This is a genomic window from Streptomyces sp. NPDC044064 (assembly GCF_056434245.1).
This window is the reverse complement of record NZ_JBWKFN010000026.1, coordinates 1-12,786: the sequence shown is the minus strand read 5'-3', so window position 1 is coordinate 12,786 and position 12,786 is coordinate 1. Positions and strand designations below refer to the sequence as shown.

Sequence of the window (12,786 nt, the reverse complement as noted above, 5' to 3'; positions counted from 1 at the left end):
CACCACTTCCGGGTGACATCCCGCACCCGCCGGACCCGGCGGACTTCAATGGGGCGGTCGCACCCCTGCCGGGTGGCCTTCCGCACCCGCTGGGCCAGTCGGACTTCAGCGGCGCGGTCGCACCCCTGCCAGGCGACCTTCCGCGTCCGGAGCAGGCCGGTAGTGGCGCAGTGGCCGCACCACGGTCGGGTGACCGCCCGTACCCGGACCGCCAGGCAGCCGACACCGCGGCCTGGGCCGCCCTGGCCCGTACCCTCGGCGCTGCCTGGACCCAGGCCGGGACCCCTGCGGCGGCCCTGTTCGCCCACTGCGCCACCACCGCCGAGTCCGAGGGCCTCGCGGCGGCCCGCGCCGTGCTCGTGGCCGGGCGCACGGCACTTCCGGCGGACTTCCTGCGCCGCACGGCGCTGCGCGCGGCGGCGGCAGCGGCGGCTCCGCGGTTCGCCGCACCGACCACACCACCGCCGCACCCGGCTCCAGCGGCTTCCCAGAGCCCGGCGGCACCGGAGGACCGACACCCGGCGTCGGCGCTCACGCCGCCCCCCGCTCGACGCCCGGCGGCTGCCGAGCCCACCGCCCCCACATCCGCCCCGACAACCCCGGACCGGAGAGCCCCGGCATCTCACCCTCACCCCTCGGCTGCGGGCGAGCAGCGCACAACCGCATCCGCCGCCGACCAGTCCACCGCCCCGGCCCCCGCCGACCAGCTCACCACCCCGGTGGCCGCCGACCAGGTCATCGCTTCAGCACCCGCCGACCAGTTCGCCGACGCGGCACCGGCCGACCGGCTCACCACCCCGGTGGCCGCCGACCAGCTCGCCGTCTCAGCCGCGGCCGAGCACCTCGCAGCCCCGGTACCCGCCGACCGGCTCACCGCCCCGCCACCCGCCGACCAGCTCACCGCCGCAGCAGCGGCCGACCAGTTCGCCGCGTCAGCCGCCGCAGACCAGCTCACCACCCCCGGCCGCGCCCACCGCTCCACCGCCCCCGACGCCCAGGCCACCGTCCTCGGCAAGCGCCACCGCGTCACCTCGCCCCCGGTGTCCGCCGGGGAGGACTCCGCCGAGATCCTGCTCCGTTTCGGACCCGGGATTCCGGCCGACGAACAGGACGTGCTGCGCGCCCGGTGGCGTACCGGAACCGTCGTACCCGCGCGGCAGCGCCCGCGCCCGCGTCGAAGGCGCCGGGGCTGGATCATCGGCACCGCAGTCGTGGCGACGGCCGCCGTCCTGCTCTGGCTCCTGCTGCGCCCGGCCCCCGCCCCCGCGGTCGTCGCCGTCCGGGTCCAGGCCCCGGCGGGGACGCTGCACTGCGGTCGGACGGCCGACCTGGTCGGGGTCGTCACCACCGACGGTCGGGGCGGACCCGTCACATACCAATGGCTGCGCGGGGACGGCCAGGACTCGGGCGAGCTGGTCAGCACCGCCCACCGAGGTGAACGCCTGCTCCGGGTGCACCTGCGCTGGACGGTCCGCGGTCCCGGCCGCTTCCAGGGCACCGCCCGGCTGCGGATCGTGCACCAGCGGACACCGATGGAGGCGAAGGCGAGCTTCGCCTACGTCTGTCCCTGAGGTTCCTGAAGCCGCTGAACGCCACGACTGCCGCGAGGGCCGGCCAGGGTGACGCCACCGCATCCCTGACCGGCCCCAGGTACGTGTCGGATTCTCGCCAGCGGACACCCCCGCGCTGGTCGATCCTGGACACATGGAGACAGGGACGCACTTCGACCGGGAGCACTGCGTGCGCGCCGTGCAGTCCAAGGACGCGCGGTTCGACGGGTGGTTCTTCACGGCCGTCCTGACCACCCGCATCTACTGCCGGCCCAGCTGCCCGGTTGTCCCGCCCAAGGCGGAGAACATGACCTTCTACCCGAGCGCGGCCGCCTGCCAGCAGGCCGGGTTCCGGGCCTGCAAGCGCTGCCGCCCCGACACCAGCCCCGGCTCCCCGGAGTGGAACCAGCGGGCCGACCTGGTGGCCCGGGCCATGCGGCTGATCGCCGACGGGGTGGTGGACCGCGAGGGCGTGCCCGGGCTCGCCTCCCGGCTCGGCTACAGCACCCGGCAGGTGGAGCGGCAGCTGCTCGCCGAGCTGGGCGCCGGCCCGCTCGCGCTGGCCCGTGCGCAGCGCGCCCAGACCGCCCGCCTCCTCGTCGAGACGACCCCGCTGCCCATGGCGGAGATCGCCTTCGCGGCCGGCTTCTCCTCCATCCGCACCTTCAACGACACCGTCCGCGAGGTCTTCGCCCTGTCCCCGAGCGAGCTGCGTGCCCGGGCGCCGAAGGGCCGGACCAGCGCCCCGGGCACCCCGGGCACCCTCGCGCTGCGGCTGCCGTTCCGGGCGCCGCTCAACCCCGACAACCTCTTCGGCCACCTGGCCGCCACGGCCGTACCGGGCGTGGAGGAGTGGCGGGACGGCGCCTACCGGCGCACGCTGCGGCTGCCGTACGGACACGGAATCGTCGCCCTCACCCCGAAACCCGACCACATCGCCTGCCGCCTCACGCTCAGCGACCTGCGCGATCTGACCGTGGCGACCAGCCGCTGCCGGCGCCTGCTCGACCTGGACGCGGACCCGGTGGCGGTCGACGACCACCTGCGCACGGATCCCCTCCTCGCGCCCCTGGTCGACAAGGCGCCGGGCCGCCGGGTGCCGCGCACGGTCGACGGGGCCGAGTTCGCCGTCCGGGCCGTGCTCGGGCAGCAGGTCTCCACGGCCGCCGCCCGTACCCACGCCGCCCGCCTGGTCACCGCCCACGGCAAGCCGCTGGACGACCCCGAGGGCGGACTCACCCACCTCTTCCCGTCCCCCGAGGCACTGGCCGCCGTGGACCCGGAGACCCTGGCCATGCCCCGTACCCGGCGCACCACCTTCACCACCCTCGTCGGTCGACTGGCCGACGGCACACTCCACCTGGGTGTGGAGTCCGACTGGGCGGAAGCCCGCGCACGCCTGCTGGACCTGCCCGGCTTCGGTCCCTGGACGGTCGAGGTCATCGCCATGCGAGCCCTCGGCGACCCCGACGCCTTCCTCGCCACCGACCTGGGAATCCGCCGCGCCGCGGGGGAGTTGGGCCTGCCCGCCACCCCGGCCGCGCTCACGTCCCGCGCCGAGGCCTGGCGTCCCTGGCGGGCCTACGCGGTCCAGTACCTGTGGGCGACCGACAGCCACCCGATCAACTTCCTGCCCGTGTAAGGATCTCCGCGAGATGAGCGACATGAGCGACATGAGCAAGACGAAACAGCACACCGTCATCGACAGCCCATACGGCCCCCTCACCCTCGTCGCCGACGACGGCGTCCTGTGCGGTCTCTACATGACCGACCAGCGCCACCGCCCGCCGGAGGAGAACTTCGGCAGCCTCGACGACACCCCCTTCGCGGACGCAGAGAAGCAGCTGGCCGCCTACTTCGCCGGCGAGTTGACGGAGTTCACCCTCGAACTCCGTCTGAACGGAACCCCGTTCCAGCGAAGTGTCTGGGACCAGCTGACCCGCATCCCGTACGGCGAGACCCGCTCCTACGGCGAACTCGCTGAGGCCCTCGGCAACCCCGGGGCGTCCCGCGCGGTCGGCCTCGCCAACGGCAAGAACCCGATCGGCATCATCGTGCCCTGCCACCGCGTCATCGGAGCGGGCGGCGGCCTCACCGGCTACGGCGGCGGCCTGGACCGCAAGCGCCGCCTGCTGGACTTCGAGCGGGGGACGGCCCTGTTCTAGACGGCCCTGTTCCAGCCGTCGTGCTCGGCGACCAGACGCCCCAGCAACGCGGGCAGCGCCGTACCGATCGGTTCCCGTACGACCTCGTCGGCGAGCTCGTCGTACGGTGTCGGTTCGGCGTTCACGATGACGAGCCGTGCCCCGTGGTCGGCGGCGACACCCGCGAGCCCGGCCGCGGGCTGCACCTGGAGACTGGTCCCGACGGCGATGAACACGTGGCAGGCCTTGGTGATGGCGAGGGCCTCGCCGAGGACGACCGGGTCCAGCCGCTGGCCGAACATCACCGTCGCCGACTTCAGGATTCCGCCGCACTCCAGGCACGGCGGATCCACCTCACCGGCCTCGACCCGGGCCAGCGCGTCCTCCATGGGACCGCGGGCGTGACACTTCGTGCAGACGACACTGCGTGCGGTGCCGTGCAGCTCCAGGACCTTGCGGGCGGGCAGGCCGGCCAGCTGGTGCAGCCCGTCCACGTTCTGGGTGATCACCCGCACCGGGACCCCGGACCTCTCCAGCTCGGCGATGGCCAGGTGCGCGGCGTTCGGCGCGGCCTGGAGCGTGCGGTTCTTGCGGCGCATCTGCCAGGAGCGCCGCCGGATCTCCGGATCGCCCATGTAGTACTCGTACGTGACCAGCTTCTCGGCCTCCGGATCCCGCCGCCACAGCCCGTTGGGCCCGCGGTAGTCCGGAATGCCGGAGTCGGTGGAGATGCCGGCCCCGCTCAGCACGGCGACGAGGGGCTTGCTCATGCGGTCGAGGGTAGGCCGGGCGGGCCGGGGGCCGCGAGTGGATATCGATCGGACAGCGGGCCGGCACCCTTCGGCCGACCCGACCCGACCCGACCCGACCCGACCCGACCCGACCCGAGCCGAGCCGAGCCGACCCAAGCCGAGCCGACCCGCACCGAACCCCCTCAGCCGAGCCAGGCCCACCGCACCGCCGCCACCACCCCCAAGGCCGGCGCAGGTGTCACCCAGCCCCACCCCATCAGCCGCCGTGCAGACGGCAGCAGCCGCAGGAGCAGTTCCGCGGCGGCGGCCGTGAGCGTCAGGACGCAGGACAGGGCGATCCCGGCGCACGCCTGGTCGTCCCAGGGGCCCGACGGGCGGATGGTCAGCGCGGTCCGGCAGAAGAGTGCGGCGGTGAGGGTGAGCAGGTTCAGGGGGACGGCGAGGACCAGACGGACGCAGCCGCGGTCGTCGTCGGGGTGGGCGGGACGGGGCATCGGGGTGGCATGTTCCTCGCGGGCGGTGGAGTGGACCGTCTCGGTGCGTGGCTCCGGATGCCAGTGTCCCGCACGGCCCGGGTGGCCGCCGTACAAGTACCGCCGGGACCGGAATGCCCGGCGCGTGCGTCCTGCTGCGGTCGTGCCCGGATGCCGAGCTACTGCCGTGCCCGCATGCCGAGTTCGGCCAGGTGGGCGAGGACGGGTAGGGCCGCGCTGATGGTCTGCTGCTCCTCGGGTGTCAACTCGCCGATCAGGGGCCGCAGATGGCGGGCCCGGTCCTCGTGCCGGGCCCGGCCGATCTTCCGGCCCTCCTCGGTGATGTGCACGAGGACGGCACGGCCGTCGGTCGGATCGGGGCGGCGTTCCACGAGTCCGTCCCGTTCGAGCCGGGTCACCAGCTGGGTGATGCCCGGCTGGCTCAGCTGCTCCGTTCTGACCAGGTCCGTCAGCCGCGTCGGACCCCTGAAAGCCAGCGTGTCCAGCACCGACAGCGTCGTGAACGACAACTTCTGCACGGAGGCGAGCCGGATGTAGAAGCGGTTGAAGTTCTCGATCGCCCTGGTGAGGTCGTCGACGTCCAAGTCGGTTTTGTGGCTGGTGTTCTGAGGAGAGGTCACCCTGGAAATGTATCGCATGCTTATATAAGGTCGTGATGCACCACGTCCCCGCCCAGCGGTGATGTGTGGTCCGGCATCGCACCTCGGCGCAACGGCGCGTCAACCACCCAGCAGCGCAAGGTGAGGGACACATCGATGACTGTGCGCATCGGCATCAACGGTTTTGGACGCATCGGCCGCAACGTCTTTCGCGCGATGGCCGCGCGGGGCCCGGAGTTGGAGATCGTCGCCGTCAACGACCTCGGCGACGTCGACACCATGGCCCATCTGCTGGCCTACGACTCGGTCCTGGGCCGCTTCCCGGAGGAGATCGCCGCGGAGCCGGGCGCGATCCGGGTGGGCAGCCGGACGGTCAAGGTGCTGGCCGAGCGCGACCCGGGCGCCCTGCCCTGGGGCGAGCTCGGCGTGGACATCGTGATCGAGTCCACCGGCATCTTCACCGACGCCGCCCGGGCACGCGCCCACGTCGACGGCGGTGCGAAGAAGGTCATCGGCCTGGTGCTGCCCGAACTGGCCGGCCGTCTGGACGCGTTCGCCCTGCGGGTGCCCGTGCCCACCGGCTCGGTGACCGACCTGACGGTGACCCCGAGCCGGCGCACCTCCGTGGCCGAGGTGAGGGAGGCGTACGCGGCGGCCGCGGCCGGGGCCTACAAGGGCCTGCTGTCCTACACCGAGGCGCCTCTGGTGAGCACCGACATCGTGGGCGACCCCGCCTCCTGCGTCTTCGACGCCGAACTGACCCGCGTCACCGACCGGCAGGTGAAGGTCGTCGGCTGGTACGACAACGAGTGGGGTTACTCCAACCGTCTCATCGACCTCGCCCTGCTGGTGGGCGCCACCCTCTGACGCGCCTGCCGCCCGCCGACGCCACCGCGGTCGTCGGCCTTCCCGCGAGCCGGGCGGGACACGTCTCACGCCCCTTCGGACCAAGCCACCAGGCCATGTCACAAGGACGGGAACCCATGAAGTACGTGACCGGGGACTACACGGACTGCGCGCCTCTGCTCGACGACCGTGAGGCGCTCGACGGCTTCTTCGAGGAGCACGGCTACCTGTATCTGCGCGGTGTGCTCGACCGCGGCCTCGTCCGGACCGCCGCCGAGCAGATGCTGGAAGGCCTGATCGCGCTGGGCGCGGCGGATCCGGGGGCCACGCCGGACGACGCCGCCATCGACTCCTTCGAGGAGGTCGACGAGGTGGCGATGCACAAGTACGTGAAGTACGACGAGTTCTGGAACCACCCCTCGACCCTCAGGGTGTTCGAGCAGGTCTTCGGCGAGCCCGTCTTCGTCTTCCGCTCCACGACCATCCGCTACTACCCCTCGGCCGCGGGCGCGGAGAACCCGTCGTTCGCCCACCTGACGCCGTTCCACCAGGACGGCTTCTACATAGGCCCCAACAAGGACTTCCGCCCCACCTGGATACCGCTCGTCGCGACGACGAAGGAGTCCGGCGGGGTCGCGCTCGTGGACGGCAGCCACCGGCGCGGACCGCGCGAGCACGTCGTGCACGAGTCCTTCCGCAGGTTCGGCCACCCGGTGCGCGGGATACCGGCCGACCTGGTGGGTGCGGACGAGCCCCTGCTGCACTCCGCCATGGAGCCGGGCGATGTCCTGTTCCTGCACGCCTACACCTGCCACAGGTCGGTCCCGAACCTGTCCTCCCCGCCCGTCATGCGGATGTCGATGGACACCCGCGTGCAGCCGGCCGCGTCGGAGCGCGGCTTCAACGCCCTGACCCCGTGGACGGAGTCGGCGAAGGACCCCGCCAAGGGAATCATGTCCAAGATCACCGGAACCCCCAGCTCGGTTGAATAGATGACTCATCGCGAAGCACCCCCCACCGGCGCTCCCGGAACCCAGGAGCAGCCGTCCCCGCAGGAAGCCGACAGGCCCGCCGGCCTGTCCACGACCGGACTGGTCGTGGTGCTCACCGGGTTCGCCCTGTCCATCGTCGACTTCTTCATCGTCAACGTGGCGCTGACCACGATCGGCCACGACCTGAACGGCGGCGAGACCGCACTGGAGCTGGTGGTGTCCGGCTACGGCGTCGCCTACGCGCTCGGGCTCGTGCTCGGCGGGCGCCTGGGCGACGCCTACGGCAGACGCCGGCTCTTCGTGTGGGGCCTGATCGCCTTCACCCTCAGCTCCGCGCTGTGCGGTGTGGCCCCGAGCATCGGCTTCCTCATCGCAGCCCGGCTGCTGCAGGGCGCGGCCGCGGCCATGCTCGTACCGCAGGTCCTCGGGACCATCCAGGCGGCCACCGAGGGCCAGGCCCGCGCCCGTGCCATCAGCCTCTACGGCGCGACCGCGGGACTCGCGGCGGTGGCCGGGCAGATCCTCGGCGGACTGCTGGTCTCGCTGGACATCGCCGGGGTCGGCTGGCGGTCGGTGTTCCTGATCAACGTGCCCGTCGGAGTGGCCGCGCTGCTCGCCGTGCGGCACATGCCGGACACCAGGGCCGAGCGCAGGCCCGGCTTCGACCTGACCGGCACCCTGCTGTTCGGGGTGGCCCTGGTCTGCGCCCTGCTGGTGATCGTGGAGGGGCAGGCACTGGGCTGGCCGCTGTGGCTGTGGGCGCTGCCCGTGGTCGCGGCCGCCGCGGTGGTGGCGCTGGTCCGGGTCGAGCGGCGGCTGGAGGCGGAAGGCGGTTCGCCGCTGCTGCCTCCGTCGGTCCTCTCGCAATCCGGGATGCGCCGGGGATTGCTCGCGATGGTGCCGTTCTCGATCGGGTTCGGCAGTTTCATGTTCGTCTACGCCTTGGTCGCCCAGGACGACTTCGGTCTCGGCGGGCTGGCCTCGGGAGCGGTGCTGTCCCCGTTCGCCTCCGCCTTCTTCGTGGTCGCGCTGTTCACCCCGCGGATCGCGGCGGCCCTCGGCCGGCGCATCGTGACCCTCGGGGCCACCGTCCAGGGGGCCGGACTGCTGCTGATGGCGCTGCTGATCGGGGTCACCTGGCCGGACGTCCCCCTTGTCCTGGTCCTGGCCGTGCTGGCCCTCACCGGCGTCGGCCAGGCCCTGATCGGGCCCACCCTGTTCCGGATGATCCTCGCCGACGTCCCGCCCGCCCAGGCCGGCATGGGCAGCGGGGTGCTGGTCACCAGCCAGCAGACGGCCACCGCCCTGGGCGCGACCGTGGGCGGCACCCTCTACCTCGCCCTCGGCGACTCGATGGGCCACGCCTCGGCAGCGGTGATCGTCCTCGCCCTGCTCGCCGTCTTCTCGGCGACCATCTTCGCCATCAGCCTCAGACTGCCCGACCCCGCCTGAACCACCGGTGGCCTCCGTCCGGCTCCCCACGGGGTGGAGGCCACCGGGACCAGGGCGTACGCCCGCCCCGCACAGCCCTTCCGGGTCGCAAGGACGCGGCCCGTGCCTTGCCCGCCCCACAGGATGCGAGGAACGGACGGTCCCGTGCACCTACACCCCAGGACGGCCGTGGTCACCGGCGCGGCGAGCGGTATCGGCCTCGCCCTCGCCGCCCGCCTCGCCCGGTGCGGAGCCGAGGTGGTCATGGCGGACATCCAGGACGCCGACCTGCACCGCCGGGCCGCCGAACTCACCGCGCGCGGCGCGCGGGTGCGCGCCGAGACCGTGGACCTCACCGACCCCCACGCGGTGACGGCCCTGGCCGAGACGGCGTACGACACGCTCGGCGAGATCGACGTGGTCTGCAACAACGCCGGTGTCGTCGGCCCCGTCGGCATGCCGCTGTGGTCGGTGCCGCTGGAGCGGATGCGTGAGGTGTTCGAGGTGAACCACTGGGCGCACGTCCATGTCGCCCGCGCGTTCGTACCCCGGCTGCTGGCGAGCGGGCGGCCCGCGCACCTGGTGCACACCGCCTCCATGTCGGCGTTCGCCGTGGGCAGCGGCAGCGCGGCCTACGCCGCCTCCAAGCACGCCGACCTGGCCGTGGCCCGCAGTCTGCGGGCCGACCTCGCCGGGACCCCCGTACGGGTCTCGGTGCTCTGCCCCGGACGGGTCGACACCCCGATGGTCCGCGGGCTCGCCGCACCACGGGACGCCACCGGCGACACGACGGTCTCGGCCGAGCTGGTGGCCGAGACCGTGTGGGACGCGCTGGGCTCCGACCGCTTCTACCTGTTCACGAACGCCGACGCGCCCACCCGGCTGCGCGACCAGTTCGACGACGTACGGCGCCACCTGACCGCACCTGTCCACCCCCTGCAGGAGACGCTGTGGAACGCTCCGGAACAGACCCCTTAGCCGACGGCGGGCCGGGATCCGCCGCCCCTGCCGCCCCCGTCGACATCGAGACGGTACGGGCGAAGTACCGCGAGGAACGCGACAAGCGCCTGACCGCGGCCGCGGGCCGGACGTACCGGTCCGCGCGCGGGGAACTGTCCCGGTACGCCGCCGACCCGCGCACCGGGCCCGCCGAGCGGGACCCCGTCACCGACGAGGTCGACGTCGCCGTCGTCGGCGCCGGCATCGGCGGTCTGCTGCTGGGCGCACGGCTGCGCGAGACGTGCGGCTTCGAGCGGATCCGCCTGATCGACGTGGCCGGTGACGTGGGCGGGACCTGGTACTGGAACCGGTTCCCCGGGCTCCGCTGCGATGTCGAGAGCTACGTCTACATGCCGTTGCTCGAAGAGCTCGGCACCGTGCCGACCGAGAAGTACGTGACCGGCGCCGAGATCCTCGCGCACTGCCGGAGCGTCGCCCGGCACTACGGCCTGTACCGGGACGCGCTGCTGCGGACCTCGGTCACCGAGCTGCGCTGGGACGAGGACACGGCTCACTGGCTGGTGCGCACCGACCGCGGCGACCGCTTCCGAGCCCGCTACGTGTGCATGGCGATCGGCTCGCTGCACCGGCCCAAACTCCCCTCCGTCGAAGGCATCGAGACCTTTCGCGGGCACTCCTTCCACGCCGCCCGCTGGGACTACGGCTACACCGGCGCGGGAGTCCAGGGCAGCCTCGCGGAACTCCGGGACAAGCGGGTCGGGATCGTCGGGACGGGCGCGACGGCCGTCCAGGTGATCCCGCACCTGGCCGAGGCGGCCGCGCACACGTACGTCTTCCAGCGCACCCCGCCCGCGGTGGGCGTACGGGCCAACCGGCCCACCGACCCGGACTGGGTGAAGGGGCTCGAACCGGGCTGGCAGCAGCGGCGCATGGACAACTTCCACGCGCTGACCTCGGGAGCCGCCGCGGCGCAGGACCTCGTCGCGGACGGCTGGACGGAGATCACCGCCAGGCTCGCGGCGATCCTGCCGAAGTCCGCCGGGACCAGCCCCGAGGACGCGGCAGACGCCGTCGAGCGCGCCGACTTCCGCAAGATGGAGGAGCTGCGGGCCCGCGTCGACGCCGTCGTGCGCGACCCCGCCACCGCGGCCGCCCTGAAGCCGTACTACCGGCTGTTCTGCAAGCGGCCCTGTTTCCACGACGGTTACCTGGAGACCTTCAACCGGCCCGACGTCACCCTGGTGGACACCGAGGGCCGCGGCATCGAGCGGATCACCGGGCACGCGGTGGTCGCGGGGGGCCGGGAGTACCCGGTGGACTGCCTGGTCTTCGCCTCGGGTTACGAGTCCGAGTACGCGGTGCCGTACACCGCGCGGGCCGGTTACGAGGTCGTGGGGCGGGACGGTCTGCGGCTGTCGGAGAAGTGGGCGGACGGGGCGCGAACACTGCACGGACTGATGGTGAATCGTTTCCCCAACTGCTTCGTCCTCTCCAAGGTCCAGTCGGGCCTGCACGTCAACGTCCCGTACATGCTCGGCGAGCAGAGCCGGCACGTCGCCCACATCCTCAAAGCCGTCAAGGACCGGGGCCGGCACGTCGTGGAGGTCTCCGCCACGGGCGAGAAGGAGTGGGTCGAGGAGATCCTCCGGCTCGCGAACCGCAACCTCGACTACGCCGAGGCGTGTACCCCGGGCCTGTTCAACAACGAGGGCCGCCCGAGCGAGCTGCACGTCCTCAACGGCAGCTACGGCGGCGGCTCGGTGGAGTTCGTGAACGTCCTGCGCACCTGGCGCGAAGCCGGTGACCTCGCCCATCTCGAACTGAGCGACTGACCCACCCGTCCACGCAGCAACCACGCAGCATCCATGAAGGGGGACGCAAGGCCATGGACGTCTCGCCGATACCAGGTTCCTCCGTCGGAGCCGTCGTGCACGGCACCGACATCACCCCGGACCTCGACGGCACCACCGTCGAACGGATCTGGGCCGCACTCGACCGGCACCTGGTGCTGGTCTTCCGCGGCCACCGGGACCCCTCGAACGACGAACTGCTCGGTTTCGGGCGCCGCTTCGGACACATCCCCAAGACCGGGCTCACCACCGGCGCCAGCCCCGACCACAACGAGATCCTGATCATCTCCAACATCGTGGAGAACGGACGGAAGATCGGCGTCGGCGACGCAGGCTGGATGGACTGGCACACCGACTACTCCTTCCGGCCCCGGGTGTCCCGGATCGGCTTCCTCGCGGCCGTGGAACTCCCCGTCTCCGGCGGCGGACAGACCCTGTTCACCGACATGTACGCCGTCTACGACTCCCTGCCCGCGCAGCTGCGCGGACGGCTGCACACCTACCGGGCCCGGCACGCCCTGCGCTCCGGCTACGAGGAGACCATCGAGGAAGGCTTCCAGGGCGAGGTCTCCCTCGCCGGCCCCGAGGGCGGCACCGGACCCGCCGACGCCACCGTGATCCTGCCCGAGGACGGCACCTCCACCGTCCACCCGATGATCGCCCGCAACCCGCGCACCGGCCGCCACGCCGTCTACGTCAACCCGCTCAACACCAAGCGCGTCCTCGAACTCGACCCCACCGCCGGCAAGGAACTGCTCCAGGAACTGTGCGGCTACGCCGGCGCCCCCGGACTGACCTACGCCCACACCTGGCAGCCCGGCGACATCGTCATGTGGGACCAGCTCGGCACCATCCACGCGAAGACGCCCTTCGACCCGGCGGACCGGCGCATCCTGCGCAAGGTGGTGGCCATCTTCGACGACCCGGCGGAGCCCTGGCGAGCGGAGGCCGTGGCGTGAGCGTCGCCCCCGCGAGCCTGCACCGCGGTCGGGACGTCACCACCCCCGGCCTGCGCACCGCCCTTGACCTGCTCGACCGCCGGACCCGCCACCAGGCCGCCTACCACCTCGGCTGGATCACCGCCGCCGGCGGGGGGGGGGGGGGGGGGGGGGGGGGAGGGGGGGGGGCCCCCCCCCCCCCCCTCGTTGTTTCAAGGGGCTGCGGTGGG

General features: G+C 72.7%; 12 protein-coding genes. 9 read left to right on the top strand and 3 right to left on the bottom strand.

Annotated features, from left to right (window positions below; all coding sequences use genetic code 11):
* The 3 genes from AC07DS_RS33730 to AC07DS_RS33720 form a co-directional block, all read left to right on the top strand.
* Positions 1-1,571 (top strand): hypothetical protein (locus AC07DS_RS33730; RefSeq protein ID WP_479151502.1); only part of this gene is annotated, 1,571 nt, incomplete at its 5' end.
* A 133-nt stretch (positions 1,572-1,704) separates the two neighbouring features.
* The gene (locus AC07DS_RS33725; RefSeq protein ID WP_479151500.1) at positions 1,705-3,192 is read left to right on the top strand and encodes an AlkA N-terminal domain-containing protein; all 1,488 of its coding nucleotides are present in this window, start codon (positions 1,705-1,707) and stop codon (positions 3,190-3,192) included.
* Between the two features lie 13 nt (positions 3,193-3,205).
* Positions 3,206-3,715, top strand: a complete 510-nt coding sequence (locus tag AC07DS_RS33720) for a methylated-DNA--[protein]-cysteine S-methyltransferase (RefSeq protein ID WP_479151498.1) — start codon at positions 3,206-3,208, stop codon at positions 3,713-3,715.
* Here the strand turns inward: AC07DS_RS33720 and AC07DS_RS33715 are convergent.
* The 3 genes from AC07DS_RS33715 to AC07DS_RS33705 all read right to left on the bottom strand — a co-directional run bounded on the left by AC07DS_RS33715 (position 3,712) and on the right by AC07DS_RS33705 (position 5,560).
* Entirely contained in the window at positions 3,712-4,464 is a 753-nt protein-coding gene (locus tag AC07DS_RS33715; RefSeq protein ID WP_479151497.1) for an SIR2 family NAD-dependent protein deacylase, read from the bottom strand. The two genes, AC07DS_RS33720 and AC07DS_RS33715, sit on opposite strands and share 4 nt — an antisense overlap.
* Before the next feature lie 164 nt (positions 4,465-4,628).
* Complete coding sequence (locus AC07DS_RS33710; protein WP_479151495.1) at positions 4,629-4,940, bottom strand: hypothetical protein; 312 nt, start codon at positions 4,938-4,940, stop codon at positions 4,629-4,631.
* 158 nt (positions 4,941-5,098) lie between these two features.
* A complete protein-coding gene (locus AC07DS_RS33705) occupies positions 5,099-5,560 on the bottom strand; it encodes a MarR family winged helix-turn-helix transcriptional regulator (protein ID WP_479151493.1) in 462 nt (153 codons plus the stop codon).
* A gap of 135 nt (positions 5,561-5,695) precedes the next feature.
* Here AC07DS_RS33705 and AC07DS_RS33700 point away from each other — a divergent pair, with 135 nt between their 5' ends.
* The 6 genes from AC07DS_RS33700 to ptlD all read left to right on the top strand — a co-directional run bounded on the left by AC07DS_RS33700 (position 5,696) and on the right by ptlD (position 12,577).
* Positions 5,696-6,406, top strand: a complete 711-nt coding sequence (locus tag AC07DS_RS33700; protein ID WP_479151491.1) for a type I glyceraldehyde-3-phosphate dehydrogenase — start codon at positions 5,696-5,698, stop codon at positions 6,404-6,406.
* A 116-nt stretch (positions 6,407-6,522) separates the two neighbouring features.
* Positions 6,523-7,377, top strand: a complete 855-nt coding sequence (gene ptlH / locus AC07DS_RS33695) for a 1-deoxypentalenic acid 11-beta-hydroxylase (RefSeq protein ID WP_479151489.1) — start codon at positions 6,523-6,525, stop codon at positions 7,375-7,377.
* Entirely contained in the window at positions 7,378-8,829 is a 1,452-nt protein-coding gene (locus tag AC07DS_RS33690) for an MFS transporter (protein WP_479151487.1), read from the top strand. It abuts the gene before it with no gap.
* Between the two features lie 144 nt (positions 8,830-8,973).
* Positions 8,974-9,786 carry a 1-deoxy-11-beta-hydroxypentalenate dehydrogenase gene (gene ptlF, locus AC07DS_RS33685; protein WP_479151485.1) on the top strand — a complete coding sequence of 271 codons (813 nt, stop codon included), beginning with the start codon at positions 8,974-8,976 and terminating at the stop codon, positions 9,784-9,786.
* Positions 9,787-9,830: 44 nt separating this feature from the next.
* A complete protein-coding gene (ptlE, locus tag AC07DS_RS33680) occupies positions 9,831-11,600 on the top strand; it encodes a neopentalenolactone/pentalenolactone D synthase (RefSeq protein WP_479151698.1) in 1,770 nt (589 codons plus the stop codon).
* 53 nt (positions 11,601-11,653) lie between these two features.
* Positions 11,654-12,577, top strand: a complete 924-nt coding sequence (ptlD, locus tag AC07DS_RS33675; protein ID WP_479151483.1) for a neopentalenolactone/pentalenolactone F synthase — start codon at positions 11,654-11,656, stop codon at positions 12,575-12,577.
* Positions 12,578-12,786 lie beyond the last annotated feature (209 nt).